The 20,663-nt window shown below is 60.3% G+C and carries 25 protein-coding genes; 17 read left to right on the top strand and 8 right to left on the bottom strand.

Annotated elements, in window-relative coordinates; translation table 11 throughout:
* Positions 1-161: 161 nt before the first annotated feature.
* Positions 162-1,721, top strand: coding sequence for a S10 family peptidase (locus tag JQ631_RS26890; protein ID WP_212332396.1), 1,560 nt, complete (start codon positions 162-164; stop codon positions 1,719-1,721).
* Here the strand turns inward: JQ631_RS26890 and JQ631_RS26885 are convergent.
* Together JQ631_RS26885 and JQ631_RS26880 are read right to left on the bottom strand one after the other, a co-directional pair.
* Positions 1,711-3,096 (bottom strand): serine hydrolase domain-containing protein, encoded by a 1,386-nt coding sequence (locus JQ631_RS26885; RefSeq protein ID WP_212331750.1) that lies wholly within the window; start codon positions 3,094-3,096, stop codon positions 1,711-1,713. The two genes, JQ631_RS26890 and JQ631_RS26885, sit on opposite strands and share 11 nt — an antisense overlap.
* Before the next feature lie 109 nt (positions 3,097-3,205).
* Positions 3,206-3,748 carry a tetratricopeptide repeat protein gene (locus tag JQ631_RS26880; RefSeq protein WP_212331747.1) on the bottom strand — a complete coding sequence of 181 codons (543 nt, stop codon included), beginning with the start codon at positions 3,746-3,748 and terminating at the stop codon, positions 3,206-3,208.
* Positions 3,749-4,001: 253 nt separating this feature from the next.
* On the opposite strand from JQ631_RS26880, the gene JQ631_RS26875 reads away from it, so the two are divergent.
* The 4 genes from JQ631_RS26875 (at position 4,002) to JQ631_RS32590 (ending at position 6,493) form a co-directional block, all read left to right on the top strand.
* Positions 4,002-4,382: a His-rich protein BRANT gene (locus JQ631_RS26875; protein WP_212331744.1), complete on the top strand. Its 381-nt coding sequence runs from the start codon at positions 4,002-4,004 to the stop codon at positions 4,380-4,382.
* 186 nt (positions 4,383-4,568) lie between these two features.
* A complete protein-coding gene (locus tag JQ631_RS26870) occupies positions 4,569-5,012 on the top strand; it encodes a hypothetical protein (RefSeq protein ID WP_249161116.1) in 444 nt (147 codons plus the stop codon).
* A gap of 287 nt (positions 5,013-5,299) precedes the next feature.
* Positions 5,300-6,013 carry an outer membrane protein gene (locus tag JQ631_RS26865; RefSeq protein ID WP_212331741.1) on the top strand — a complete coding sequence of 238 codons (714 nt, stop codon included), beginning with the start codon at positions 5,300-5,302 and terminating at the stop codon, positions 6,011-6,013.
* A gap of 237 nt (positions 6,014-6,250) precedes the next feature.
* On the top strand, positions 6,251-6,493 hold the full coding sequence (locus JQ631_RS32590) for a hypothetical protein (protein ID WP_212331738.1): 243 nt from the start codon (positions 6,251-6,253) through the stop codon (positions 6,491-6,493).
* Between the two features lie 68 nt (positions 6,494-6,561).
* Here JQ631_RS32590 and JQ631_RS26855 read toward each other — a convergent pair whose 3' ends face one another.
* The 3 genes from JQ631_RS26855 to JQ631_RS26845 all read right to left on the bottom strand — a co-directional run bounded on the left by JQ631_RS26855 (position 6,562) and on the right by JQ631_RS26845 (position 7,970).
* Entirely contained in the window at positions 6,562-6,816 is a 255-nt protein-coding gene (locus tag JQ631_RS26855; protein ID WP_212331735.1) for a hypothetical protein, read from the bottom strand.
* 295 nt (positions 6,817-7,111) lie between these two features.
* Positions 7,112-7,504: a hypothetical protein gene (locus JQ631_RS26850; RefSeq protein WP_212331732.1), complete on the bottom strand. Its 393-nt coding sequence runs from the start codon at positions 7,502-7,504 to the stop codon at positions 7,112-7,114.
* Positions 7,505-7,778: 274 nt separating this feature from the next.
* Entirely contained in the window at positions 7,779-7,970 is a 192-nt protein-coding gene (locus tag JQ631_RS26845; protein WP_212331729.1) for a hypothetical protein, read from the bottom strand.
* Positions 7,971-8,224: 254 nt separating this feature from the next.
* On the opposite strand from JQ631_RS26845, the gene JQ631_RS26840 reads away from it, so the two are divergent.
* Complete coding sequence (locus tag JQ631_RS26840; RefSeq protein WP_212331725.1) at positions 8,225-9,922, top strand: methyl-accepting chemotaxis protein; 1,698 nt, start codon at positions 8,225-8,227, stop codon at positions 9,920-9,922.
* A 128-nt stretch (positions 9,923-10,050) separates the two neighbouring features.
* On the top strand, positions 10,051-10,758 hold the full coding sequence (locus tag JQ631_RS26835) for a class I SAM-dependent methyltransferase (protein ID WP_212331722.1): 708 nt from the start codon (positions 10,051-10,053) through the stop codon (positions 10,756-10,758).
* Between the two features lie 19 nt (positions 10,759-10,777).
* Here JQ631_RS26835 and JQ631_RS26830 read toward each other — a convergent pair whose 3' ends face one another.
* The gene (locus JQ631_RS26830) at positions 10,778-11,089 is read right to left on the bottom strand and encodes a hypothetical protein (RefSeq protein ID WP_212331719.1); all 312 of its coding nucleotides are present in this window, start codon (positions 11,087-11,089) and stop codon (positions 10,778-10,780) included.
* A 158-nt stretch (positions 11,090-11,247) separates the two neighbouring features.
* Between JQ631_RS26830 and JQ631_RS26825 the strand changes: the two genes are divergently transcribed.
* From JQ631_RS26825 to JQ631_RS26790, 8 genes are all read left to right on the top strand, one after another.
* Complete coding sequence (locus JQ631_RS26825; RefSeq protein WP_212331716.1) at positions 11,248-11,667, top strand: GFA family protein; 420 nt, start codon at positions 11,248-11,250, stop codon at positions 11,665-11,667.
* 457 nt (positions 11,668-12,124) lie between these two features.
* Positions 12,125-12,685: a hypothetical protein gene (locus JQ631_RS26820; RefSeq protein ID WP_212331712.1), complete on the top strand. Its 561-nt coding sequence runs from the start codon at positions 12,125-12,127 to the stop codon at positions 12,683-12,685.
* A gap of 16 nt (positions 12,686-12,701) precedes the next feature.
* Positions 12,702-13,256, top strand: coding sequence for a hypothetical protein (locus JQ631_RS26815; protein WP_212331709.1), 555 nt, complete (start codon positions 12,702-12,704; stop codon positions 13,254-13,256).
* Positions 13,256-13,438, top strand: a complete 183-nt coding sequence (locus JQ631_RS26810; protein ID WP_212331706.1) for a hypothetical protein — start codon at positions 13,256-13,258, stop codon at positions 13,436-13,438. Before JQ631_RS26815 ends, JQ631_RS26810 begins: the two co-directional genes overlap by 1 nt.
* Before the next feature lie 25 nt (positions 13,439-13,463).
* On the top strand, positions 13,464-13,964 hold the full coding sequence (locus JQ631_RS26805) for an HK97 family phage prohead protease (RefSeq protein ID WP_212331703.1): 501 nt from the start codon (positions 13,464-13,466) through the stop codon (positions 13,962-13,964).
* A gap of 123 nt (positions 13,965-14,087) precedes the next feature.
* Positions 14,088-14,306 (top strand): hypothetical protein, encoded by a 219-nt coding sequence (locus JQ631_RS26800; protein WP_212331700.1) that lies wholly within the window; start codon positions 14,088-14,090, stop codon positions 14,304-14,306.
* Positions 14,307-14,368: 62 nt separating this feature from the next.
* Positions 14,369-14,692, top strand: a complete 324-nt coding sequence (locus JQ631_RS26795) for a hypothetical protein (protein ID WP_212331697.1) — start codon at positions 14,369-14,371, stop codon at positions 14,690-14,692.
* Position 14,693: 1 nt separating this feature from the next.
* Positions 14,694-16,079, top strand: coding sequence for an AAA family ATPase (locus tag JQ631_RS26790; RefSeq protein WP_212331694.1), 1,386 nt, complete (start codon positions 14,694-14,696; stop codon positions 16,077-16,079).
* A 661-nt stretch (positions 16,080-16,740) separates the two neighbouring features.
* Here JQ631_RS26790 and JQ631_RS32520 read toward each other — a convergent pair.
* Positions 16,741-16,866 (bottom strand): hypothetical protein, encoded by a 126-nt coding sequence (locus tag JQ631_RS32520; protein ID WP_283841822.1) that lies wholly within the window; start codon positions 16,864-16,866, stop codon positions 16,741-16,743.
* Positions 16,867-17,412: 546 nt separating this feature from the next.
* On the opposite strand from JQ631_RS32520, the gene JQ631_RS32385 reads away from it, so the two are divergent.
* The gene (locus tag JQ631_RS32385; protein ID WP_212331691.1) at positions 17,413-17,748 is read left to right on the top strand and encodes a P27 family phage terminase small subunit; all 336 of its coding nucleotides are present in this window, start codon (positions 17,413-17,415) and stop codon (positions 17,746-17,748) included.
* A 512-nt stretch (positions 17,749-18,260) separates the two neighbouring features.
* Here JQ631_RS32385 and JQ631_RS26780 read toward each other — a convergent pair.
* Complete coding sequence (locus tag JQ631_RS26780) at positions 18,261-18,443, bottom strand: hypothetical protein (protein WP_212331688.1); 183 nt, start codon at positions 18,441-18,443, stop codon at positions 18,261-18,263.
* A gap of 69 nt (positions 18,444-18,512) precedes the next feature.
* Here JQ631_RS26780 and JQ631_RS26775 point away from each other — a divergent pair, with 69 nt between their 5' ends.
* Positions 18,513-20,624 (top strand): hypothetical protein, encoded by a 2,112-nt coding sequence (locus JQ631_RS26775; protein ID WP_212331685.1) that lies wholly within the window; start codon positions 18,513-18,515, stop codon positions 20,622-20,624.
* Positions 20,625-20,663 lie beyond the last annotated feature (39 nt).

The raw sequence follows: 20,663 nt of genomic DNA, 5'->3' as shown, positions 1-20,663 counted from the left end.
AGGCAAGCGGGCTCGCCGGCCGAGCGTCCGTTTGACGGCAAAAGCCGGCTTCATCGGCCCGGAAAACCCTTCCGGGGCCTCCGATCCCGCAAACCGTCGCAATTGGCGGCTAGATTTGTGATCGAAAAGCCGTGAGCGCGGCAGGGAGAACAATCATGGTGATGAGCTTTCCGATGCCGCGCCGTGCGGGGATGCTGCTGGCCGTCGCTGCGTTGGCGCTCGCGGGCCCGGCGTTGGCGGACGATCCGCCGCAGCCGCGCAACGAGACGGCAGCGCCCGTGGGACAGAAGGGCGGGCGCGGCGGCAATGCACAGAATGCTGCGCAAGCTTCGCCATCGGCTTCCGATCGTCGTCTTCCCGGAGATTCGACGACCAGGCAGACCCTCGAGCTGCCGGGCCGAACGCTCAACTTCGCCGCGACCGCCGGCTCGATCCGTGTGTTCGACGAGAAGGGCGAGCCACTCGCCGACATCGCCGCCACGTCTTACGAACTCGACGGTGCCGATCGCGCCACGCGCCCGGTCACGTTCCTGTTCAACGGCGGGCCCGGCGCATCCTCGGCGTGGCTCCAGTTCGGCGCGGTCGGGCCATGGCGGCTGCCGCTCGACGGCGAGAGGCTGTCGCCGTCGGCCTCGCCCGAGGTGAAGCCGAACGCGGAGACCTGGCTCGACTTCACCGATCTCGTCTTCATCGATCCCGTCGGGACCGGCTACAGCCGTGTCATCGCGAGTGGCGAGGACGCGCGCAAGCGGTTCTATTCGGTCGATGGTGACGTCAGTTCGATTGCGCTCGTCATTCGCCGCTGGCTCGAGAAACATAACCGTCTGACCTCGCCGAAATATGTCGTGGGCGAGAGCTATGGCGGCATCCGAGGGCCCAAGGTGGTGCGACAGTTGCAGCTTCAGCACGGAGTCGGCGTCAAGGGATTGATCCTGGTGTCGCCGCTGCTGGATTTTCGCGAGTTCACCGGCACGAGCCTCCTGCAATATGTCGCGACCTTGCCGAGCTACGTAGCGGTGGCGCGCGAAGCGAAGGGCCCGGTCAAGCGCAGCGATCTCGCCGATGTGGAGGCCTATGCTCGCGGTGAATTCCTCGCCGATCTCGTCAAAGGGGAGGCGGACAAGGCGGCCACCGATCGTCTGGCCGACAAGGTTGCCGAGCTCACCGGCATCGACCAGGCGGTGAGCCGCAGGCTCGCCGGTCGGTTCGACGTCGGTGAATTCCGTCGCGAGCTCGATCGCAAGAACGGCATGATAACGGGACGCTACGATGCTTCCGTGCGTGGTCTCGATCCCTATCCGGATTCGAGCAGCTCGCGCTTCGGCGATCCTTCCGGCGATGCGCTTCAGGCGCCGCTGACGAGCGCCGCGGTCGATGTGCTGACGCAAAAACTCAACTGGCGTCCGGATGGCTCCTATGAAGTCCTCAACGGCGCCGTCGAGCGCAATTGGGACTTCGGCGGCGGCATCAGCCCGCCGCAATCGCTGTCGGAGCTGCGTCAGATCCTCGCCACCGATCCGAAACTGAACGTGCTGGTCGCGCACGGCCTGTTCGATCTCGCGACGCCCTATTTCGGAACGAAACGGGCACTCGACCAATTGCCGGCCTTCGCGACGCCGCGCGTGAAGTTCGTCGTCTATCCCGGCGGCCACATGTTCTATTCGCGCGACGGCTCGCGCCAGGCGTTTCGCGGCGAGGTCGAAGCGCTGATCAGGGAGTAGGGCGTTTCCTGCGCGGAGGGTAGCGCCGCGCGATCTCGCGCGCCACCGTGGCCGCAGGCTTCAGGTTTGCTCCTCCGAGCCAGACGTCGCTGACCTTGTTGCGCTTGTCGCGGACGCGACGCACCGACTCGCCATGGCTGGAATAGCCGGCCGCCCAGGCGAGCTTGCCGGTGTCGCGGCCGGTCACCTCGATCTCGGCGGCATCCATGAACGGATTGTTGAATTGCGGATTGGCGACGAGCACGCGGTTGCCGGCGGGCACGAGGTCAGTCGCGCCCCAGATCGTCCACCAGCGGCCGGTCCAGTCGCGCACGCGTCGGTCAGGTGCGCCGCGGGTCTTGAAGACGCGCAGGATCTGCATCGCGCCGTCCATCCAGAACGGTGCCGCGCCGTCGATGGAGTTGCTGAGGATGCTGATTGAGAGCTCGCAACCGGGGATGGAGCAGGTCCGGGAAATGTAGCCCTGGAAGCCGCCGCCGTGGCCGAACCAGTCCCAGCCGTCGGTCTTGCCGGCGTTGACGCCGAGGCCGTAATAGCCCTCGAAGCTCTGCGGAACGCGCCATTGATGCCGCGTCATCTCCCGGCGGCTCGCGACCGACAGCACGCTCTTCCTGGCATTGGGCGCGAGTTGTGCGAAGAACCGTGCGGTGTCGGCGGCGGTGGCAACGAAGCCCGCGGCTGACACCATCGCGTGGGCGGGATTGTCGCCCGGAATCACGCCGCGTTCACCCATCGGCAGCTTGCGCGTATGTCCGCGCGCAAACAGCGCGCCCTTCGGAAGCGGCGTATTCGGCTCGGTCTCGCGCAAGCCCGCAGCCTCGATGATCTCGCGCCTGATCCAGGTGGAGTAGGGCTCCTTCGTCACTGCTTCGATGACGAGGCCGATCAGGGCAAAGCCGTGATTGGAATATTTGAAACGCGTGCCTGGCTCGATCGCGGTCGGCAGTTTCAATTCGGCGAGAAGCTCTTTCGCGTTGAGATACGGACGGCTGTCGATGAACTGGCCGGAATCGGCGCCGTCGCGCGTCAGCCCGGCGCTGTGCGAGAGCACCTGCGCGATCGTCGTCTCGGCGACACGTGGATGCAGGCCGCCGACATACTGGCCGACGGGATCGTCGAGCCGGAGCTTGCGCTGTTCGCGCAGCTTCATGATGCCGGCCGAGGTAAAGCTCTTCGAGTGCGAGGCGATGCGGAAGCGGTGACGCGGGGTGAGCTTCTCGCCGGTGTCGAGATTGGCGAGACCAAACGCATGCTCGGCGACGACCTCGCCGCGATGGACGAAGGCGATCAGGACGCCCGGCTGCTGGAAGGTCGTTTGCTGGAATTCGATCCAGGAGCCGGTGTAGTCGATCGCGGATCGCAGCCACGTGTCCATTGCGCACCAATTTGCGAGGAAAGATCGGTGCGAGAAGGCTATCCGAGAAAGCAGAACGGGCACAACCCCGAGGGTGTGCCCGTTTGCGTCATGCGAACATTCGATGTCTTTAGTAGACGAGCGTCGCGCCGGTCGGCTTGTCGAGCGCCGCAGCCAGCGAGCGATATTCTGAGCTGTCGGTGCCGGCGAGCGAGGCGATCTTGTTCAGGTGATACTGCGCCTGCTCGCGGTTGCCCTGCTCGAGCTGCCAGAGGCCGTAATACTGCCAGGTGCGGACGTGGTTCGGATCGTCCTTCAGCGCGATCTCGTAATAGATCTTCGACGACTGATAGTCGCCGATCTTGCGATAGGAGTAGCCAATCAGGTTCGCAACGTCGGCGACGTCGTCGCGCTTGAGCGACTTCAGCTGGCCAATCGCGCCGGTGTAGTCATGGTTGTCGTAGATCGTGGTGTAGGCGGTGCGGTAAGCCGCGAGGAATTTGGGATCGCTGACGGAGGAGCTTTTCTTCTTGCCCTTCTTGGACGAGGAGTCCGATTTCGGCGGCGAGGAGGGTTCGTCACCGCCGGCGGCATAGGCGCTGGTCAGAGCCGGCCCGGCCGCCAAGGCCATGGCGACGAGTCCCGGCACAAGAAGCGTAGAGAGTTTGCGCATCTAAGTTCTCCCGAATGGAACGTGGCGATCCTACACGATTGCCCAATGACCGGAACACCCGGCCGATAAAAACATTCCCGATCGTTCCGGCCGTTCGGCGCTGCCTGGGCAAGATAACAAACTTGTCATCCAGATGAACGGAAGCCTGCCGCGCGCTTCAGAACGGGTTCAGAGCGCGGCTCCTAGGCTTTCCCCATGATCGAAGGGTCGGCGAGAGGGCGCCGCCTCAAGATCCTTCCAAGAGGAGACCATCATGTTGAAGACCATTTCCGCAGCCTTGCTCGCAGCTTCGGTCATCGCAGCTCCGGCCTTCGCCGCTGAAGCCGGCAAGACCACGACGACCGCACCGGTGATCAAGGCTGACCAGACCCAGAGCAAGGTCTCGACCACCGCCGTCAAACCAGACGCCAGCGTCAAGGCTGATGCCAAGGCCACTGCCAAGACTGCCGACATCAAGTCCGGCGCGAAGGTCGACACCAAGGTGAAGGCGATGAACGCCAACGCCGCGCTCATGCCTGACGAGCACAAGACGGTGCGGGCGCATCGCCATCACCACAAACATCTGTCGGCCAAGAAGTCGCCGAAGACGCAGTCGGGCCTCACCAAGCCGGCGACCGCCGAGAAGCGTAGCTAACCACTGACCCCAGCGAGGCGGCATCCCTGGCATTGCCCCGCCGCCTCGTGCGGAGTTCAGGTCCGGCCCGTTCGTCACCCTTCGCGCGAAAGCGCGAGGCCGTGACGGCGGGCCGGTGTTGTTTGTCGACAGCCGGAAGCGAATTCCCTTTGCGCGGCCTTGGGGCTAGAACTTCTCCGAAACTGAATGGCCGGAGAATTTGATTCCTTGGGGCGATTGGCGAAACGCGCGGCGATCCTGATGCTGCCTCTGGCGCTCGCGGCCTGTTTCGGCAGCGATGGTGATCGTCCATCCCTGATGGAGGGGGGGCAGGCCGGAGGGCCTCAGCCGTTTCCCGACAATTTTCGTGGAGACACGCTGGCTCTGATGCGCACCTATCTCAACAATCCTGTCGGCGTGCGTGAGGCCAGCATGGCCGATCCGGTGCTGCGCGAGGTTGGCGGTCGGCAGTTCTACGTCAGTTGCCTGCACTTCACGCCCCGCGAGAGCGACGGGAGCTACAAGGGCATGCGCGAACGGGCCGCCATCTTCGTCAACGGGCGGGGCGACCGCATCGTCGACCGCACTAGCGAGCTCTGCGCCGGCGCGGTTTACGCTCCCTTTCCGGAACTGGAAAAGATGGCGCGTTAGCTCAAAGCCTGCCTTCATCGGACGGTGCTAGGACAGGTGCCGCCGGAGCCGCTGGATCACATTTTGGCGAGCTTTGAACGGGGTGGCTTTGAGTTGCGACAAAGTGTTACGGCCGGTCTTGCGCGAATGAAAAAATCGGTCGTGACAGGCGGACGTGATGGAACAAAATCGCGATGTTGCCGCCCCGTCACAGTAACGAACGATCAACGTTCCGGCATCGACGCGAAGCAACCCAATTCACGCCACGTTGTTTCCTGAGTGTCGTAAATGAAAGAACGGGGACGATCATGAAGACGATTTTGCTTGGTGCCGCAGCTTTGCTGGCGCTGGCCGCACCGGCGGCCGCGGCCGACATGCAGGCGCGTACCTACACCAAGGCTCCGGCCTATACGCCGCCGCAGGTCATCTACAATTGGACCGGCTTCTACATCGGCGGCCATGTCGGCGGCGCCTTCGCCGGCGACAACACCTTCCAGTCGAGCGACGCCCGTTTCATGGGCGGTGTGCAGGGTGGCTTCGATTACCAGTTCGCACCCAATTGGGTCGTGGGTGTCGAGGCCCAGTATTCCTGGCTGCCGACCAACAACAACGGCGTCACGTTCCCGCTGGGGACGCAGGTGACGTCCAACACCGATCAGATCGGCTCGGTCACCGGCCGCCTCGGTTACACCTGGGGCCCGGCGCTGCTCTACGCCAAGGGCGGTTATGCCTGGCGTAACAACAATCTCGGCGTCAACTTCGCCGGCGTGCCGCAGACTTTCACCACCAGCGGCAACAGCAAGGACGGCTACACCGTCGGGGCTGGCCTCGAATACATGTTTGCGCCGAATTGGTCGGCGAAGGCCGAATACCAGTACTATAATTTCGGCAGCACCACCTTCACCTCCGCTACTGGTCCGGGCGAGATCGTCGGCGTCCGCGGCCGGGACGACGAGCATACCGTCAAGGTCGGTGTGAACTATCGCTTCGGCTGGGGCGGTCCGGCGGCCTCGCGCTACTGAGGCGCCCAGGAGCGACTGCGACTTAACAAAGGCCGGCTTCCCGCCGGCCTTTTCGTTTGGCCTGCTTGTTTGCATTGCGTGAACCATCTGGCGCGTCATTTGCACGCGATTGGTCAGGCGCGCGCCTTCTCACGCGTGTCACGGGGATCGGGTAAAGCAAAAATAATTTTTGGGACTTACGGAACTCCCGCGCCGGAAGGCGTTATTAGAGAGTTGCCGGGCTGTGGGACGACGAACATGCGTATCTTGGCGTCAGTGGTGGTGATTTCGTGCTTCGTCGCCCTGCCGTGTTCTGCCCAAACTATCCTCAAATCCGAGCCTTTGATGTTGGCACCTTACGAGGTCGCCTTCGTGAAAGACGCGTCCTGTGCGTTGGGCAAGGTCCTGAAGGTGACCGGGGCGATCCGCGGGCTGCATCGACGCAAGGCGTGCGTGTCGCTCGCCGGTGAGCAGGCCTCGCTGGCGGCCGCGACGCCCTGAACCACATCCTGAAAGCGTGAAGCGGCCTTCCGAACAGATCCTGCGACCTGGCTTGCGGTCTTTGGATCTCACGAGTTGAGCTGAAGCTCGATCCGGGATTCCCGCTCGGCGTCCGCCTTGTTCTTGGCGGGGTCCTCGCCTTGGGCTGCGCGGCAGGATTTGATCTCATAGTCATTGTCGAGCACCCGGCGCGGGCCTTGCCGCTCATCGTCGGTGCCGATGTCCACCACCAGTCCGCTCCGTTGCGCGAGCTTCCAGATGTCGGCCTCGCTCGGATAGGCTTTGCTGATCTGGCTGTCGTTGCAGAACAGGGCGTAAGGCATGCTTGCCGCTCCCGGAAAACGCGTTAACGACGTCGTGGCGCGAGGGGTTCCCAATTGATCACGGGGGCGTGATCGAGAGGCCGGGGCTGGCGGGGCCTGAGTCCTTAACGAGTCCTGAATCCGCAAAAAAAGAAACCTTGGGACTCGTTTGGCGGAATCAGCGGATGTTTCCGGCCATGACGACCGACCTGAAAACTTGCTGCGGGCATATGCTCCTGCCACTGACGCTGGCACTGTTTGGCGCCAGCGCAGCCAATCTCTGGCTGGTGTGGTCGTGGTTGTAGGCGGGCCGGCCCTATTTCCGGGTTGGCGGCGGTGGTGCCACGTCGCCGATGGCGGCGCGTAGCTTGCTCAGCGTCGCCGCACAATATTCCTCGCGCTCGCGCTCGAAACGCTCCTGATGCTTTCGAAAATTGGCGATGCGGGCCTGCATCTCGCTGCGGACATCGCTCGTCCGTAGCGGGGGCGCCGGCAAGGGCTGCGGCGGTGGGGCAACGTGCGGGGCTGGTTCGGCTTGCCGGGGTTCGAATGCGACGGCCGCGGCTCGGACGGAGATGATCTCCGCGGCCGGGACCGGCGCGGACGCAACGGTATCCGGCTGACGAAAGTCGTCCTTCCGGGCGGACACCGATTGTACGAAGGCCAGCGTCTGCGCGATCAGCGCGTCACGCTCTCTGATCCACTTCATGATCCACCACCCCTGTTGCAGCTATTCCACCAAAGCCGGGGCGCCGAATCAAGCGGGCGATCGGCAAGGGATTGCATATTTTTCCCGGTCGCCCGACACTGGAGGGATGGATGTCAGGGTTGAACCATCGGACGAAGTGGAGGGCCTCCGGCTCGTGCGCGCCTTCCTGTCATTGCCGCCGGAGAAGCGGGCGGAGGTGATCGCATTCGTTGAGGAGCTGGTACGCGCCCGCACCCGACCAGATGACGGCCGGGAAGTTTCTCCGGATCGCTAACTAGCGCTGGCGCGGATTGACGTTGGGCACGAAGGGAGCGCCGACCACCCGGACCGATGCCGGGCTTGCGCTGTCGATGGGCCTGCTTTCGGCGACCTGCTGGTCAGGAGCCTGCCCAAACACCGGTTCGAGCACCGCGAGCGCGCCGGCGACAACCGCGCAGCACAGCGTGACCGTCGACAGCAGGACCATGTTTCGGTTGTCTTCTCGGATCCGCATGGGGCGAGAACAAGCAAGCCCCGTGGTTGGTTCCGGCCGGAGGGGAGAGCGGGCGCCGCTATAAACGATCGAAGCTTACGTGAGACTTACGTGCAGCGCTCAAATGGGTAGTTTCCCGTAAGCTCACGCGCGACATTTTGTATCAAATGTTAAGGTTAGCGGGTTCCAATGTCGCCGCTGAACGGTTCCGGCTTTCTGGAACTGGAGTCTTGAACAGGCGGCTTGCGATGCGCTTTTTGAATCATTTGAAGATCGTGTTGAAGGTTGGGCTGATCGTGACCGTGATGGGCGTTGCCTTGGTCGCAGTCGCGGCCTTCGGCATTCGCGAGCTCTCCGCGACCGTCGATGGCTTCAGCGAACTCACGGCGATGCAGTCGGCAGCTCTCAACCTCACGCGCGTCCAGCGTCGTCTTGAGACCTATCATGCGGCCCTCTATGCGGTGTTCACCGAGACGACCGAGGCGGGCAACGCCAATCGCCTCAAGATCGCGAACCAGAACCGCAATGAAGTCGGCCAGTTTCTGAACGCTGCGCAGCAGGATGACCCAGCGCGGGCGAATGAAACGAGGAGCGTCGGCGAGCAATTGAATGCCGCCTTTGCCGGCTGCGATCCGGTGCTCCAGGCCGGCGCAGCCGCAAACGGCCCGGCGGAAAATGCCAGGGCCGCCGATCGTGCGCACAAGGAGTGTGATCCGCTGATCGATGCGGCCATCGAACGTGTCGCCAAGTTCACGGCCGACACGTCGAAGGCGGTCGCCAAGCGCAAGGAAGCGATCGAGGGTGACGCCAAATCCGCGGTCTGGACCGTGACGAGCGTCAGCGCCGGCGGCCTGATCGTCGGCATTGCGATCGCGCTCTTCATCGGCCTTGTGGCGATGTCGAAGCCGATCGCCCGGCTCAAGCTTGCCATGGAAGGCCTGGCGCGCAATGACCTCAAGACCGAGGTGCCCGAGAAGGATCGCCGCGACGAGATCGGCGAGATGGCCAGGACGGTCGAAGTGTTCAAGACCAACGCGATTGAAGTCGAACGCCTCAAGGTAGCGCAGGTGGAAGCCGATAAGCAGGTTGCGGAGCAGCGCAAGCGCGACATGTTCAATCTGGCCGACGGATTCGAGCGCGCGGTGGGCGAGATCATCGACACTGTCGGATCCGCGTCGACCGAGCTCGAAGCGTCGTCCTCGACGCTTGCGACCACGGCGCAGCGCGCGCAGGAACTCACTTCGGTGGTTGCGCTTGCCTCGGGCGAGGCTACCGGGAACGTCCAGTCGGTTGCGACCGCGACGGAGGAATTGTCGTCCTCGGTCAACGAGATCAGCCGGCAGGTGCAGGAATCCGCGCGAATGGCGAGCGAAGCCGTCAACCAGGCCCGCACCACCACCGAGCGGGTCGGTGAGCTCTCGGTTGCGGCAACGCGGATCGGCGATGTCGTTGAGCTCATCAACACCATTGCCGGCCAGACCAACCTGCTGGCGCTGAACGCCACCATCGAGGCGGCGCGGGCAGGTGAAGCCGGCCGCGGCTTCGCCGTCGTCGCTTCCGAGGTGAAGACGCTGGCCGAGCAGACGGCGAAGGCGACCGGCGAAATCAGCCAGCAGATCTCCGGCATCCAGAACGCCACCCAGGAATCGGTGACGGCAATCCGCGACATCTCCGCCTCCATCGAGCGGCTGTCGGAAGTGTCCTCGACCATTGCCGCAGCCATCGAGGAGCAGGGCGCAGCGACCCAGGAAATCTCGCGCAACGTGCAGCAGGCCGCGCACGGCACCCAGCAGGTCTCGACCAACATCGCCGACGTGCAGCGCGGTGCGGCCGAGACCGGTTCGGCGTCCTCGCAGGTGCTCTCCACCGCGAAGATGCTGGCAACCGACAGCAACCGGCTGAAGGACGAGGTCAGAAAATTCCTGCGGACTGTGCGCGCGGCCTGAGCCCACGCGGACGTACAAGGCCGGGGCGCGTCAGCTCATCATGAGCCGGCTCGCTGGGGAGACGCTTCGGATGCGATGCTCCGCGTGTATATTGCGTTTGCGACGGAATCTCGAACGCGAGTCCCCCGATGATTGAAGATCGTCCCTCCGTGCTCGCCCATGAGCGGTTCGTGGCCGACCGTGAGAATTTTGTCGGTCTCGACCTTGCGGCTCGCTTCGAGCGCATCGAGCGGACCAATCTGTGGGGCGCTGTCACCTCGGTCTCTGGCCTCGGCTCCGAGAATTGCGCGACCGCCGCGATCCGCGAAGAGCTGCCCGGCTTGCTGCAACGGCTCGGCGCGCGCTCGCTGCTCGATGCGCCCTGCGGAGATGCCGGATGGATCGGCAGGACGACGTTGGATGTCGACTATACCGGCGTCGACATCGTGCCGTCGCTGATCGCGGCCAACATGGCGCGCGTGGCGCAAGGCGAGCTGCGCTGCCGCTTTCTCGTCGCCGACATCACGCGCGATCCGCTGCCCGTTTGCGACGTCATCCTGTGCCGCGACTGTCTCGTGCATCTGAGTTTTCAGAACATCGCGCGCGCAATGGCCGGCTTTCGTGCGAGCGGCGCGCAATTCCTGCTGGTCACGACGTTTCCTGAGTGGGGGGACAACCGCGATTGCGAGGATGGTGACTGGCGCGCGCTCAACATGACGAGAGCACCGTTCGACTGGCCGCCCCCGCGCGAGTTGATCAACGAGCGCTGCGATGAGGGCGGTGGCGGCTGGCGCGACAAGAGCCTCGGGCTCTGGCGGTTGGATGAGCTGCCTGCCGATGGCGCGGGGGCGGTCTGACAGGCCCACACGGCTGTCATCACCTCGAGAGGGGAGGTGCCAGATTCGGCGGAACAGGACAGTCGCCTTCCGGAGAGGCGGCAGGCTTGTCCTTGATGATCGTAGTCGACGGTCCGTGCGCTGGATTGGAAAAGGAGGCGCGAAAGGTTGCCGCATCAGCCGTGCTAATCTCGACTTTCGTACCGCGTGGCTCCGGTACAGGCTGAAAGCTGTGTCCGGCCACGAGCATCGGCGGCAGCATCACCGCGTAGATGAGAAGGCCGAGTCCGACGATGTAGCTGATATCACCGGCGGCTGCCTTGCTCAGAGATTGGGTGAGATATCCAGTCATTGCTTCGTTCGATCTGTAGCGGCGTGCCGCCCGAATGGTGCCGGCCCGGGGATTAAAAGGAGTTCGGCCGGAACAGCAAGGCCTTCTTCGTTCAGGACAAGCTTGCAATCTCGATGGCCGCGTTAGGGGCCGGGCAGAGCAATTACGGGAGTGGATCGATGATCGATGCCAGATGCAGTTGTGGTGCTGTTGCGCTGTTGCTACCGGGGCCGCCCAAGCTGGTTGCGGCCTGTCATTGTCTCGAATGCCAGCGACGGACCGGCGCGCCATTCGGCGTTGGCGCTTTCTATCCGGTCGATGCCGTCACGATCTCAGGGACGCCGAAGGAATATGTTCGCGCCGGCGAGAGCGGCGGCAAGGTCCGCTGCTATTTTTGTCCTGATTGCGGCTCCACGGTTTTTTGGAAGCCCGACAAGTTTCCCATGATGATCGGTGTTGCCGTCGGCGCGATCGCGGATCCGAAACTTCCGGCGCCGGTCAAGTCGGTGTTTGAGCGGTCGAAATATGCTTGGGTGGAGATCACAGGCGTCGATGTCGAGCATCTGCAACAAGGCAGCGTGCCGAAGGCTTCAAGTTGAGGGAGGCGCATTGAGCGCTGGTGCCGGCTGAGGGGATCACCCACCATAGCCGACAAGAACAGAGCGGCATTTTTAGCTTTGGTTTGTGGTTGGAACGCCGCTAGCGAGGTGGCGCTAGAAATCATTCTGAAATTAGTTGGACAAATGGCGGAATTTGGCCAATGATTTCAAAGCCACCTCCATACCAAATCATTGATATATCAGGATTATTTCTAAATACACCTTGACTTCTGTACCGTTTTGGGGTACAAAACAGTTAGATGTGCTTATTGCGTCCGGGCCGCCCATAAGGGCGGCTTTTTTGTGCCCGGACCACTGGCCACCCCTGACAGATTTACTCAGCCCAGCCCACCGCTCCCTCGCGGCGGACTGAACTCGCGCGGGCGCCCTTCATGGCGGGAGGGCGCTCGCATTTTTTTGGACCGCCAAAGACGAAAGATCGTTGATTGGAATATCAATGCCCACTGTAAAGCAATTTGAACGTCACCTTGTGGCCGCCGGCTTTCCGGGAGCGAGGGTGAGAAATACCGCTGCGTCCTTGATCGGCGGACAGGTGCTTCCGCTTTCTGAAAAGCGCGGCCCGGCACCGGAGAAGCTGAAGCCGAAACACGTTGCCGATTGGGGCATTGCGCTTTGCCTCAACGAGCCGCTTCGAAACCTGGCCAACGCGACGCAAAATTATTCGACCCTTAAGTCGCCCGATGGTGATCGGGCGGGCGATGCCATCGCAGCCATCCTTGAAAACTTCGGTAAGGCGAAGTCGCAAATTCAGGATGGTGTCAAAGATAGCAGAAGCCTCCGCGTTGCTGCGCGAGAAATGAACAAGCGCGTCGTTATCGACACGTCGTTCCCTAGCATCACGATTGCGACTGAAACACCCAACGGAGTGAAAGAGACGAGATACGGACCAATTCAGGATCAGCCATCCAGCTTCATCCGCGTGCTGCACACCTGCACGATCAGCGGACACACACTGGCCCACTTGGCCAAGGCTCTCTACGACGACGCCACTGCCTAATTTCACGGAATACATAATGACTAGCAAGACTGACTCTAATTTCATCAATCTAGAACGAGACTACACTGAATCGAAGCGCGTCTGTGACGAAACAGAAGCGAATGTTCGCAGGGTCTCTTCAGCAAAATATTTCGAGGAGTACAACACAGAACGCAAAGCTGCCATTCTTCGGAATGAAGAGCCAAGTCCCCGGAAGACTCACCATCTACTGATCGCAGAAGCCCAGACTGCTCATTTCATCGCGATTGAAGATTGCGAAGTTCATAAAGAGCGGTACGCCGTAGCTCTGAAAGAGAGAGAGCAACGGGTTCGCAAGGAAGTTCAGCCCGCCATTGAGGCCGACGAAAGAATCGTGGCGCAGTGCGTTGCTCAAGCTCTTCCCGCCTTGAAGCGAATTGAGCAGACGGCAGCGAAGCTTGCCGGGCAAAATTTCGGCTTCTGGCCACCTCTACGGCTTGAAACGGAGCGTGTATTTAAGGACTCGGTGTTCGACCGGGGTAGCGACATGATGCAGTTTCTTAGGCAGGCGGCGTCTCTCGGGTACATTAAGCTTCCGGAGGAGCTTCGCTAATGGCGATGGAATATTCCCCAGACGGCGCAACCAAGGTCGAATTCAAGGGAGGGCTAAAAGCTGGCCTGTACGAAACGCGCAATGGCAAGCTGTATCTAATTGAAGATCACGACATAGAGACGTCTGCCGACGAAGCGGCAGACCGCTTCAAGTTGGCGCTGAGAAAGCTCTTGGATGAGTGACCTAAGCGTAGATGACCAAGGACGCGTGGACGGCTACGGCGCATTCTTCGGCAACGTCGACTCACACGGGGACTCCATCGACCGCGGAGCGTTTCAAAAAACGCTTGCCGATTGGCATCGCAAAGGGAGACTCCCTCCGATGCTTCTTCAGCATGCAAACGGTCCTCTGTTGGAGGATGCTTTTCCAATCGGGGCCTGGGATCATATGGAGGAGGACGAGCGCGGTTTGAAAGTTCGCGGTCGCCTAGCGATTGGGAATCGTCGCGCTGATGATGTGGCTGCGTTGCTAAGAATGAACCCGCCAGCTTTCAACGGTGCCTCGATTGGCTACGTCAGCCGGCGCTTCACCTTAATGCCAAAGGGCAGTGAGGTTCGACGACGTCTGCACGAAATAGATTTGAAAGAACTGAGCTTGGTTTCGGAACCGAGCAACGATCTAGCGCGGGTAAGATACGCAAAATCGAAGCGCGACGACGACGGCTTCAGTCGCGCCCTGGCCCAACTCGCTGCTGCCGTTCGCGGATAACATCATTTAGGAAAAACACATATGGCCTTTTCAGGCGTTCATGTCTGTTGCGGGTTCTCCGGACCTGTTTCCAATCGTCAACATCCGGTCGCGCTTCTAGCCGAATGCGTTTGGAGTCAGAACATGGCTAGTGCTGGCACTACGACCAACGCAAGCCCTATCGAGAGTGAACTCGCAGGCGCTGCAGTTTTCTCGATTGTCTCTAGCGTCGATATTTACTTTGCGATTGGCCCGACGCCGGATGCCACCAACGGCCCGCGTCGATTCCTCCAGGCGAATACGCCGCTCGATATCTTCGGGAAACGCAGCGGTGGCGAATACCTGGCGTGGGTTGCGGCTTAACGATCCATAGCGGCGCCTAGACCGGAGGTAAGTCAGGCGCCATCTAATTTCAGAAAGAGAACATGAATATTGAACTGAAGAAGTCCGTGAAGTACGCGCTGAACCATTGCATTCCGTGGCGCGCATCATTGCAATCGAAGTTTCCCGAAGACCCGCGTAATGCGCTGGCCGTCGAACTGCTAACGCGATTTTCGGCGGATGCCGATAGTATGACGGACTATCAGCTAGGCTTGCTCGACCCACATTTTTCTTGGGCCGACGAATACTGGCATACGACCTTGCGGACGGTCGTTAGGCGCGTCGGATATCAGCGAACAATCAGGACGTTCGATGATTTTGTGAATACTCTTGTGTCATATCTGCAGCACGTGAAGACCGCTGCCTGATATGTCCGAGGTAAAGAAAAAATCGCGCGTTGAGATTGGTGAACTAGCTATACGGAGCATCGTGGGCGGCTGGAAGGGAGCTAATCCCGCCGTCGCTTGCGAAGCGGCCTTCAGGCTTGGGCAAATCACAGATCGCCTCTCGGAGTATGACCGAACCAGCAACGTCCTTCGGGTCAACTTCGCGGCGAACAAGGTTGATGAAGCACATTGGCAGGACGCACGGGACGCTTTCGCGAATGGTCGGTGCTCCGAAGTTAAGCTAAGCGACGTCTGGCAACGGTACGCGCCAACGGCGGCTAACGATAATAGTCGCTTCGATGTGACGTGGTTCGACGACGTCAATGAATCCGTGACGAAGGAAGAGATTGTAAAGGGCTTCCTAGGCGTCGGCGAGTTTTCTCTTTTCGTCGCCAAGCCGGGCACCGGTAAGAGCGTTCTACTCTGCGATATCGGCTGCCACATTGCAGCCGGTGTAGACTGGCACGGCCGGAAGGTGAAACAGGGCTTGGTTGTCTTCTTCGCCGCTGAGCGTAAATCGCTAACTGAACGGCGCGTTGCAGCCTGGCGTAAGAAGCATGGGGTCTTCGGCATTCCGTTTGTCGTAGTCGGAGGAAAGCTAGACCTTACGGGCGGGCTAGTCGATGCCAAGGCATTGGCCAGCACCGTACGCGCTCTTGAGGCTAAGTGCGGGTACCAATGCGTTCTTATCATTGTCGACACGGTCACACGAACCTTCGGCGGTGGGGATCAGAACGCCTCGAAGGATATGCAACGGTACATTCAATCGGTTGACGAACTTCACCGGGCAACCGGTGCGCACGTCGCCGCAGTCCATCATTCGGGATGGGAGGGCGACCGTGGCAAGGGCGCTATCGATCTTGACGGTGCTATTGACGTGTCGTTTGGCGTCACCGCGTCGGGTAAGGGCGAAAGCAAGTCGTTCGTCTTGGAATGTACCGGCGCGAACGACGGGGACGAAGGCGTGATAACTGCCTTCCGACTTGAGTCTGTGTCGCTTGGCGTTGACCCGGATGGAAACGAAACTACTGCACCTGTAGTCGTGCCGACGAAGGTTATGCCTGGCAGCCTCACGGCATCAACGGATGACGGACTTAATCTGAGAGGGAATACCGCCAAGGCATTCGAGGCCTTGCGGACCGTCTTGGAGAAGGATGGAGGCGAGCCCGGACCTGTCGACCTGGGCTACCCGGACGGCGTCCCGACCGTCACGCGTGACGCTTGGCGTAACAGGTTCTACGCGGACGTCCTGGCTAAGGAGCCTGCCCTAGACGCCGAGACACTTAGGCAGCGCTTCCACCGGGCTTCTGGCAGGCTGATAGAGGCAAGCCATGTGGGCGCGATGGGGGCCCGGGTTTGGCTACCGTGACATTTTCGAGGTCACGCGTGACATGTCACGGATGTCACGGCCCATCTTAGCGTGACGTGACGTGACAGGGGTCTATACCCTGTCACGGATGTCACGCTGTGGGGAGGATTCTTGAGAAAAGAAGAAACCTGCGGGGCGGTGGTCATGGCCCAAGGAAGGGCTGGCATGGCCCGTGGCGCGTTTCGCCTCTTGGCCGGTGTTGGGTAAGGCAGGCTGTCAAACAGCGCGCTGGTGGCGCTGGCTGGTCACTCTCTCGCGAAGTTTCGTCCTCTTGCCACGATACGCCGTAAGCAGCCTTCAACGTAGCCTCTAAAAGCGGGGTCGCCTCGCCCAAAGCGTAGGCCCATCGCGCGGGCTTCATCCTTGCAGCGCTCAACCTGGGCGCTGAACGCCGGGTATTTCGCTACAGCGCAGGCAAACCGCATCCGGCCCGTAAGAGCCGCGCATTCCTCTGCAATTACCGGCGTGACGGTCACGGTGATGCAAAACATCAGAAGAACTCGGAGCATTTCAACCCCCCTGTCTGCCACCGCTGCATCTTTGAGTCCTGCCGAGAGGGAGACTTGCGGTAGATCAAGGAAAGCGGGGCGGGACGCCGCATCGCCCTTTGTGGCTAGGAAGCGCGGTTTCGCCGCTAAGCATTACGTCCAGTGCTTGCCCGTCAAGGCACGTTCACCGCAGGCATGGAAGCGGTGGCGAGCGGCTGGAATGGACCGCTGTAGATCGCGGCTATCGCGGCGAACGCGACGACCAGAACGATGATGGCACGTACGATGAGGCCCCACATGGGCCAAGTCTAGGCAGACCCTTGCAGCGTACTAGTGAAGTAGATCACAGGCGAATTTGTTGTTTTTGCAACTGTGAGCGATCCCGTAGGCGTGTTTTGCTACTTGCAATCATCTTCTGATTGAGTCCAGATAGCAGTATTTTAAAGCGACAACTTTTGATCCGCGCCATGCCGCAAAATGCAGTGTTGCTAACCGAGCACTCTGGTTTCCACCGTGAAGTGTTTTACTCACTTCAGAGAGACAGTGACGCTGATCTTTGGCGCTACTCATTCACCAGCGGCGGCACCCTCAAGACTGGTTCTATCGGAGCCAGACTAGGATTCTTGGCAGTCCGTCGCGTCCGACTACTCATTGACCGATCGCTGAGGACTGACACGTCGGCTGTATAGCCAAACGATCAACCACGTCGCAGGGTATCGATACCCACGTAAGGCGAACGGGTAGGGGGCATCGAGTCTTAAGGGCCTTCGGGGCTCTAACCGGCCATTGGGAAAACTTTTACGGACGGTGACCCCGTTCAAATCAAATTTTTAGAAAGGGAAGTAGTGACTACACAGACTTACAAACCACCCAAGCACCTTAGCAAGGACGCCGCAGCATTCTTCAGCGGCGCCGTTGCAGAGTACGAATTCGAGCCGCATCACATTATTCTTCTTACCAAGGCCTGCGAGGCCTATGACCGCGCAGAAGACGCCCGGAAGGTCATTGCAAAAGAAGGCATGACGTACCAGGACCGGTTTGGAAGCCCGCGAGCGCATCCGGCCGTTGGCATCGAGCGGGATAGCCGGATTGGCATGGCCCGTCTGTTCCGAGAACTCGGCCTCGATATTGGTGAGGCGGCATCCGGTCGACCGCCTGCACTGCCTGCTAACAGGCGGTGATAGATGGCGCCACGGAAAAGAACGTTGAATAAGCGGCAGGCCCTATCGGCGGCTGCGCAAGCATGGCTTCGCGGCGACCCATCGTGTGGATTCTTCCGCTTTAAGTCGCAAGAAGAACTAGCTGCACTTTGGGCGCAGTATGGCGACCACCAAGAAATGTTCTGGGAAAGCAGGCTGAGTTTGCCTGTCGCGCGAGGCAGGCGAACCTAACTTAGCTCATCTTGGTTTGGTCCCAAAAACAGCCGTTGCCAATCTCCGAATGCTTCTCGCAAACGGCTTCAGACCCGACTTGATGAATGCGAATAGGATCATCAACCATGTGGCAAGCGCTGCACACCAAACGATTGCTTCTAGTGTCTCGGGCATAAAGCCCCCCAAAGAAAAAGGTCCTTTCAAATGGGGGGAGTCTTCCCGAATAAAACCGCTATGGCAACTTCTGAAAAGTAGCAGCGTAATCGGGATACTGGAGCTTGGTTGCATTACGCTCCCGGTATTCTACCACCGGAACTGAGCTAGCGTTGGTGGCCGAGGCCAATACCTAAAGCGATTGCCTTTTGGCGAAGGCTGCCTTCGCTGCGTTTCATCTGCTTTGCAATTTTCACAACTGGCGTGCGTGCTTTCGAGTGCGCGCGCAACTCTTTCACGTCCGCTGCAGTCCATTCGCGGCGGGCAATCTTCTTCGTCTTCTTTGCCATTGGGGCTCCTGATCGTGAGCGGGGCTTTTAGCAAGAGAGACATCACATTTCAATGAAAGTAATACATACATGGCCGAAGGCGATATCGTTCGCAGAGTAACAATCAGCGCGACGGGCGAAGGAATCGACGGAACAACACGTTCTGTCGAGTCCCTTAGCGATGCGATTTCTAGAGTAGAGTCCAGTTCCGACGTGTCATTGTCCGCGCTCGCGGGCTTTGGTGTTGGAGCTATCGCGACTCTAGGTGGCTTTGTCGACTACATCGCAAAAGCCAACAAAGAACTTGCCGACATGCAGACTACGGCCCGTGAGGCTGGCTTGTCGGTGCGCGATTTCCAATCCGTGGCGTTTGGCGGGCAGGTTGCGGGGCTAAGCGCAGATCAGATCAATTCTGGCCTTACTAAGTCCGCACAGCTTCTCAACGACGCACAGCGCAACGCGAATTCGCTTTCCAAAGAGTTTGACGCTAACGGACTCAGTATCAGGAACGCCAGCGGGCAGTTGATTACCGAAACGCAGTTGTTGACGACTGCGGGCGACCTTGTGCGAAGGGCTCAGACCCCGCAAGACCAAATCGCCATAGCTCAGATGCTTGGCTATACCAAGGAATGGATACCGTTTCTTGAATCTGCGGCGCACGGGTTCGACGGCATACGCAATGCCGCTGAAGACGCTGGCGTAGTTGTTAGCGAAGAGACGATTCAACGGGCCGCAGAATTCGACGAACGTTGGCGTAAGTCCAGCGTCGAATGGTCTATGTACATGAAGGCGGCGTTTGATGAAGTGTTGCCGTTCCTTGATAACCTGATTGAGAAAGCAGCCAGGTTCGTAAAATCTATTGACCCGGCGCAAATTCAGAAGGCCAGCGACGAAAGCTTTAAGCAGTTCGAATCCGCGACAGGGGTTCCGGCCGACGACGGCGTACTTACTATCAACGCTGACAAGCTGCACGATGCGATTACCGAATGGCACGACCAACCGGTGTTCGAACTTGGCACTTGGACGAATTTTGGTAAGGCATTATGGGACGGCTTTTCGTTCCAGAACGGCGACCAAGCGGCGGCAACCATTCCGGGTTACGCGGCAAGCCGTATCGTAGAGCCGTCGTATCCGACTGCAGCGCAGATGGATGCTGCCTTTGACAAGGCTAACCCCGCCGATCCTGGCTCTAGGGAACACCCGCTAGCCGGTCTTACGGCTTCCGACTACGAGTCGTTGAGTCCGTCTAGGGTTGCGGGGCGAGACAGGCCAGACGACTCTTTGGATCGCGCGACGGAGCAGCTTCTGAAATACGCGAAGACGCAGCAAGCCGCTGCGGAGTCGGTCGGAACAACGTCCGACAATATCGAGCGCCTGAAGGCCATGGCGCAGTTGGAAGCTGCGGCAGAGCGGGAAGGGATCAGTACCACTGACAAACGGCGCGAGGGATTCGAACGGTTAGCCCAAGGTGCCGGGGATGCTGCGCTAGCTCTTGAGAAGGCGAAGGTTGCCAACAGCATTAGCTTTGCCAGTCAGACGGCGGTTCTGTCGCCGCAAGACTTGCAGATTGCCACGTCTCTGAAGAACATCTACCCGGACGTCACGACGGCGCTTAACAGCGCTGAAGCCGCGCAAATGCGGATGAACAGCGCGGTAAGAGAGTTCAGCAACGAAGCCCGTACGGATATCACCGGCTTTGCGCAAGACCTTTCGCACGCAATGGCGGCCGGTAACTCGTTTTGGTCGTCGTTCCAGACTGCAGGCGTCAACGCGCTTAACAAGATTGATGACAAGCTTATGTCTATGGCTGTGGATTCATTGTGGAGCAAAGCGTTCGGCGGTTCGTCGTTCAATCTGTTCGGTGGTTCGTCCCCGACAATGTCTAGTGGTCTAGGCGCCGGTACAGGTGGCTTGTCGTTCCCAATGTTCGCGGACGGTACGGATAGCGCGCCTGGTGGTTGGTCAATCGTTGGCGAGCGCGGGCCTGAACTGATGAACGTGCCGAAGGGCGCGCAAATCCTGCCTAACGGTGTTTCGCCTGGCGGTTCTGTGATGGCACCGGTTACGGTCACCATTGACGCACGCGGCGCCGACGAAGCCGGGTTAGCAAGGGTGAATCAGCAAATCGCAGATTTAAAATCCTCTCTGCCAGGAACAATCGTCAAGACAGTCACGCAAGCTAAGAAGATGCGAGCGCTTTAAGGGAAGGCAAGAGGGCGGCGCGAAGGCCGCCCTCACACT

The sequence above is a fragment of the Bradyrhizobium manausense genome (genome assembly GCF_018131105.1).
GTDB lineage: Bacteria > Pseudomonadota > Alphaproteobacteria > Rhizobiales > Xanthobacteraceae > Bradyrhizobium > Bradyrhizobium manausense_B.
The sequence above is the reverse complement of the archived record's forward strand: the minus strand, read 5'-3'. Positions and strand labels throughout refer to the sequence as shown.

What these genes read in the sequence shown, in the direction of transcription:
- JQ631_RS26800 (WP_212331700.1), top strand. Translation starts at nt 14,088, where the DNA reads ATGGCTAGTGCTGGCACTACGACCAACGCAAGCCCTATCGAGAGTGAA.
- JQ631_RS32520 (WP_283841822.1), bottom strand. Translation starts at nt 16,866, where the DNA reads ATGTGGGGCCTCATCGTACGTGCCATCATCGTTCTGGTCGTCGCGTTC.
- JQ631_RS32590 (WP_212331738.1), top strand. Translation starts at nt 6,251, where the DNA reads ATGCGTATCTTGGCGTCAGTGGTGGTGATTTCGTGCTTCGTCGCCCTG.
- JQ631_RS26810 (WP_212331706.1), top strand. Translation starts at nt 13,256, where the DNA reads ATGGCGATGGAATATTCCCCAGACGGCGCAACCAAGGTCGAATTCAAG.
- JQ631_RS26855 (WP_212331735.1), bottom strand. Translation starts at nt 6,816, where the DNA reads ATGCCTTACGCCCTGTTCTGCAACGACAGCCAGATCAGCAAAGCCTAT.
- JQ631_RS26890 (WP_212332396.1), top strand. Translation starts at nt 162, where the DNA reads ATGAGCTTTCCGATGCCGCGCCGTGCGGGGATGCTGCTGGCCGTCGCT.
- JQ631_RS26885 (WP_212331750.1), bottom strand. Translation starts at nt 3,096, where the DNA reads ATGGACACGTGGCTGCGATCCGCGATCGACTACACCGGCTCCTGGATC.
- JQ631_RS26825 (WP_212331716.1), top strand. Translation starts at nt 11,248, where the DNA reads ATGATCGATGCCAGATGCAGTTGTGGTGCTGTTGCGCTGTTGCTACCG.
- JQ631_RS26815 (WP_212331709.1), top strand. Translation starts at nt 12,702, where the DNA reads ATGACTAGCAAGACTGACTCTAATTTCATCAATCTAGAACGAGACTAC.
- JQ631_RS26820 (WP_212331712.1), top strand. Translation starts at nt 12,125, where the DNA reads ATGCCCACTGTAAAGCAATTTGAACGTCACCTTGTGGCCGCCGGCTTT.
- JQ631_RS26780 (WP_212331688.1), bottom strand. Translation starts at nt 18,443, where the DNA reads ATGGCAAAGAAGACGAAGAAGATTGCCCGCCGCGAATGGACTGCAGCG.
- JQ631_RS26830 (WP_212331719.1), bottom strand. Translation starts at nt 11,089, where the DNA reads ATGACTGGATATCTCACCCAATCTCTGAGCAAGGCAGCCGCCGGTGAT.
- JQ631_RS26775 (WP_212331685.1), top strand. Translation starts at nt 18,513, where the DNA reads ATGGCCGAAGGCGATATCGTTCGCAGAGTAACAATCAGCGCGACGGGC.
- JQ631_RS26870 (WP_249161116.1), top strand. Translation starts at nt 4,569, where the DNA reads ATGGCCGGAGAATTTGATTCCTTGGGGCGATTGGCGAAACGCGCGGCG.
- JQ631_RS26790 (WP_212331694.1), top strand. Translation starts at nt 14,694, where the DNA reads ATGTCCGAGGTAAAGAAAAAATCGCGCGTTGAGATTGGTGAACTAGCT.
- JQ631_RS26865 (WP_212331741.1), top strand. Translation starts at nt 5,300, where the DNA reads ATGAAGACGATTTTGCTTGGTGCCGCAGCTTTGCTGGCGCTGGCCGCA.
- JQ631_RS26840 (WP_212331725.1), top strand. Translation starts at nt 8,225, where the DNA reads ATGCGCTTTTTGAATCATTTGAAGATCGTGTTGAAGGTTGGGCTGATC.
- JQ631_RS26845 (WP_212331729.1), bottom strand. Translation starts at nt 7,970, where the DNA reads ATGGTCCTGCTGTCGACGGTCACGCTGTGCTGCGCGGTTGTCGCCGGC.
- JQ631_RS26850 (WP_212331732.1), bottom strand. Translation starts at nt 7,504, where the DNA reads ATGAAGTGGATCAGAGAGCGTGACGCGCTGATCGCGCAGACGCTGGCC.
- JQ631_RS26835 (WP_212331722.1), top strand. Translation starts at nt 10,051, where the DNA reads ATGATTGAAGATCGTCCCTCCGTGCTCGCCCATGAGCGGTTCGTGGCC.
- JQ631_RS26880 (WP_212331747.1), bottom strand. Translation starts at nt 3,748, where the DNA reads ATGCGCAAACTCTCTACGCTTCTTGTGCCGGGACTCGTCGCCATGGCC.
- JQ631_RS26875 (WP_212331744.1), top strand. Translation starts at nt 4,002, where the DNA reads ATGTTGAAGACCATTTCCGCAGCCTTGCTCGCAGCTTCGGTCATCGCA.
- JQ631_RS26795 (WP_212331697.1), top strand. Translation starts at nt 14,369, where the DNA reads ATGAATATTGAACTGAAGAAGTCCGTGAAGTACGCGCTGAACCATTGC.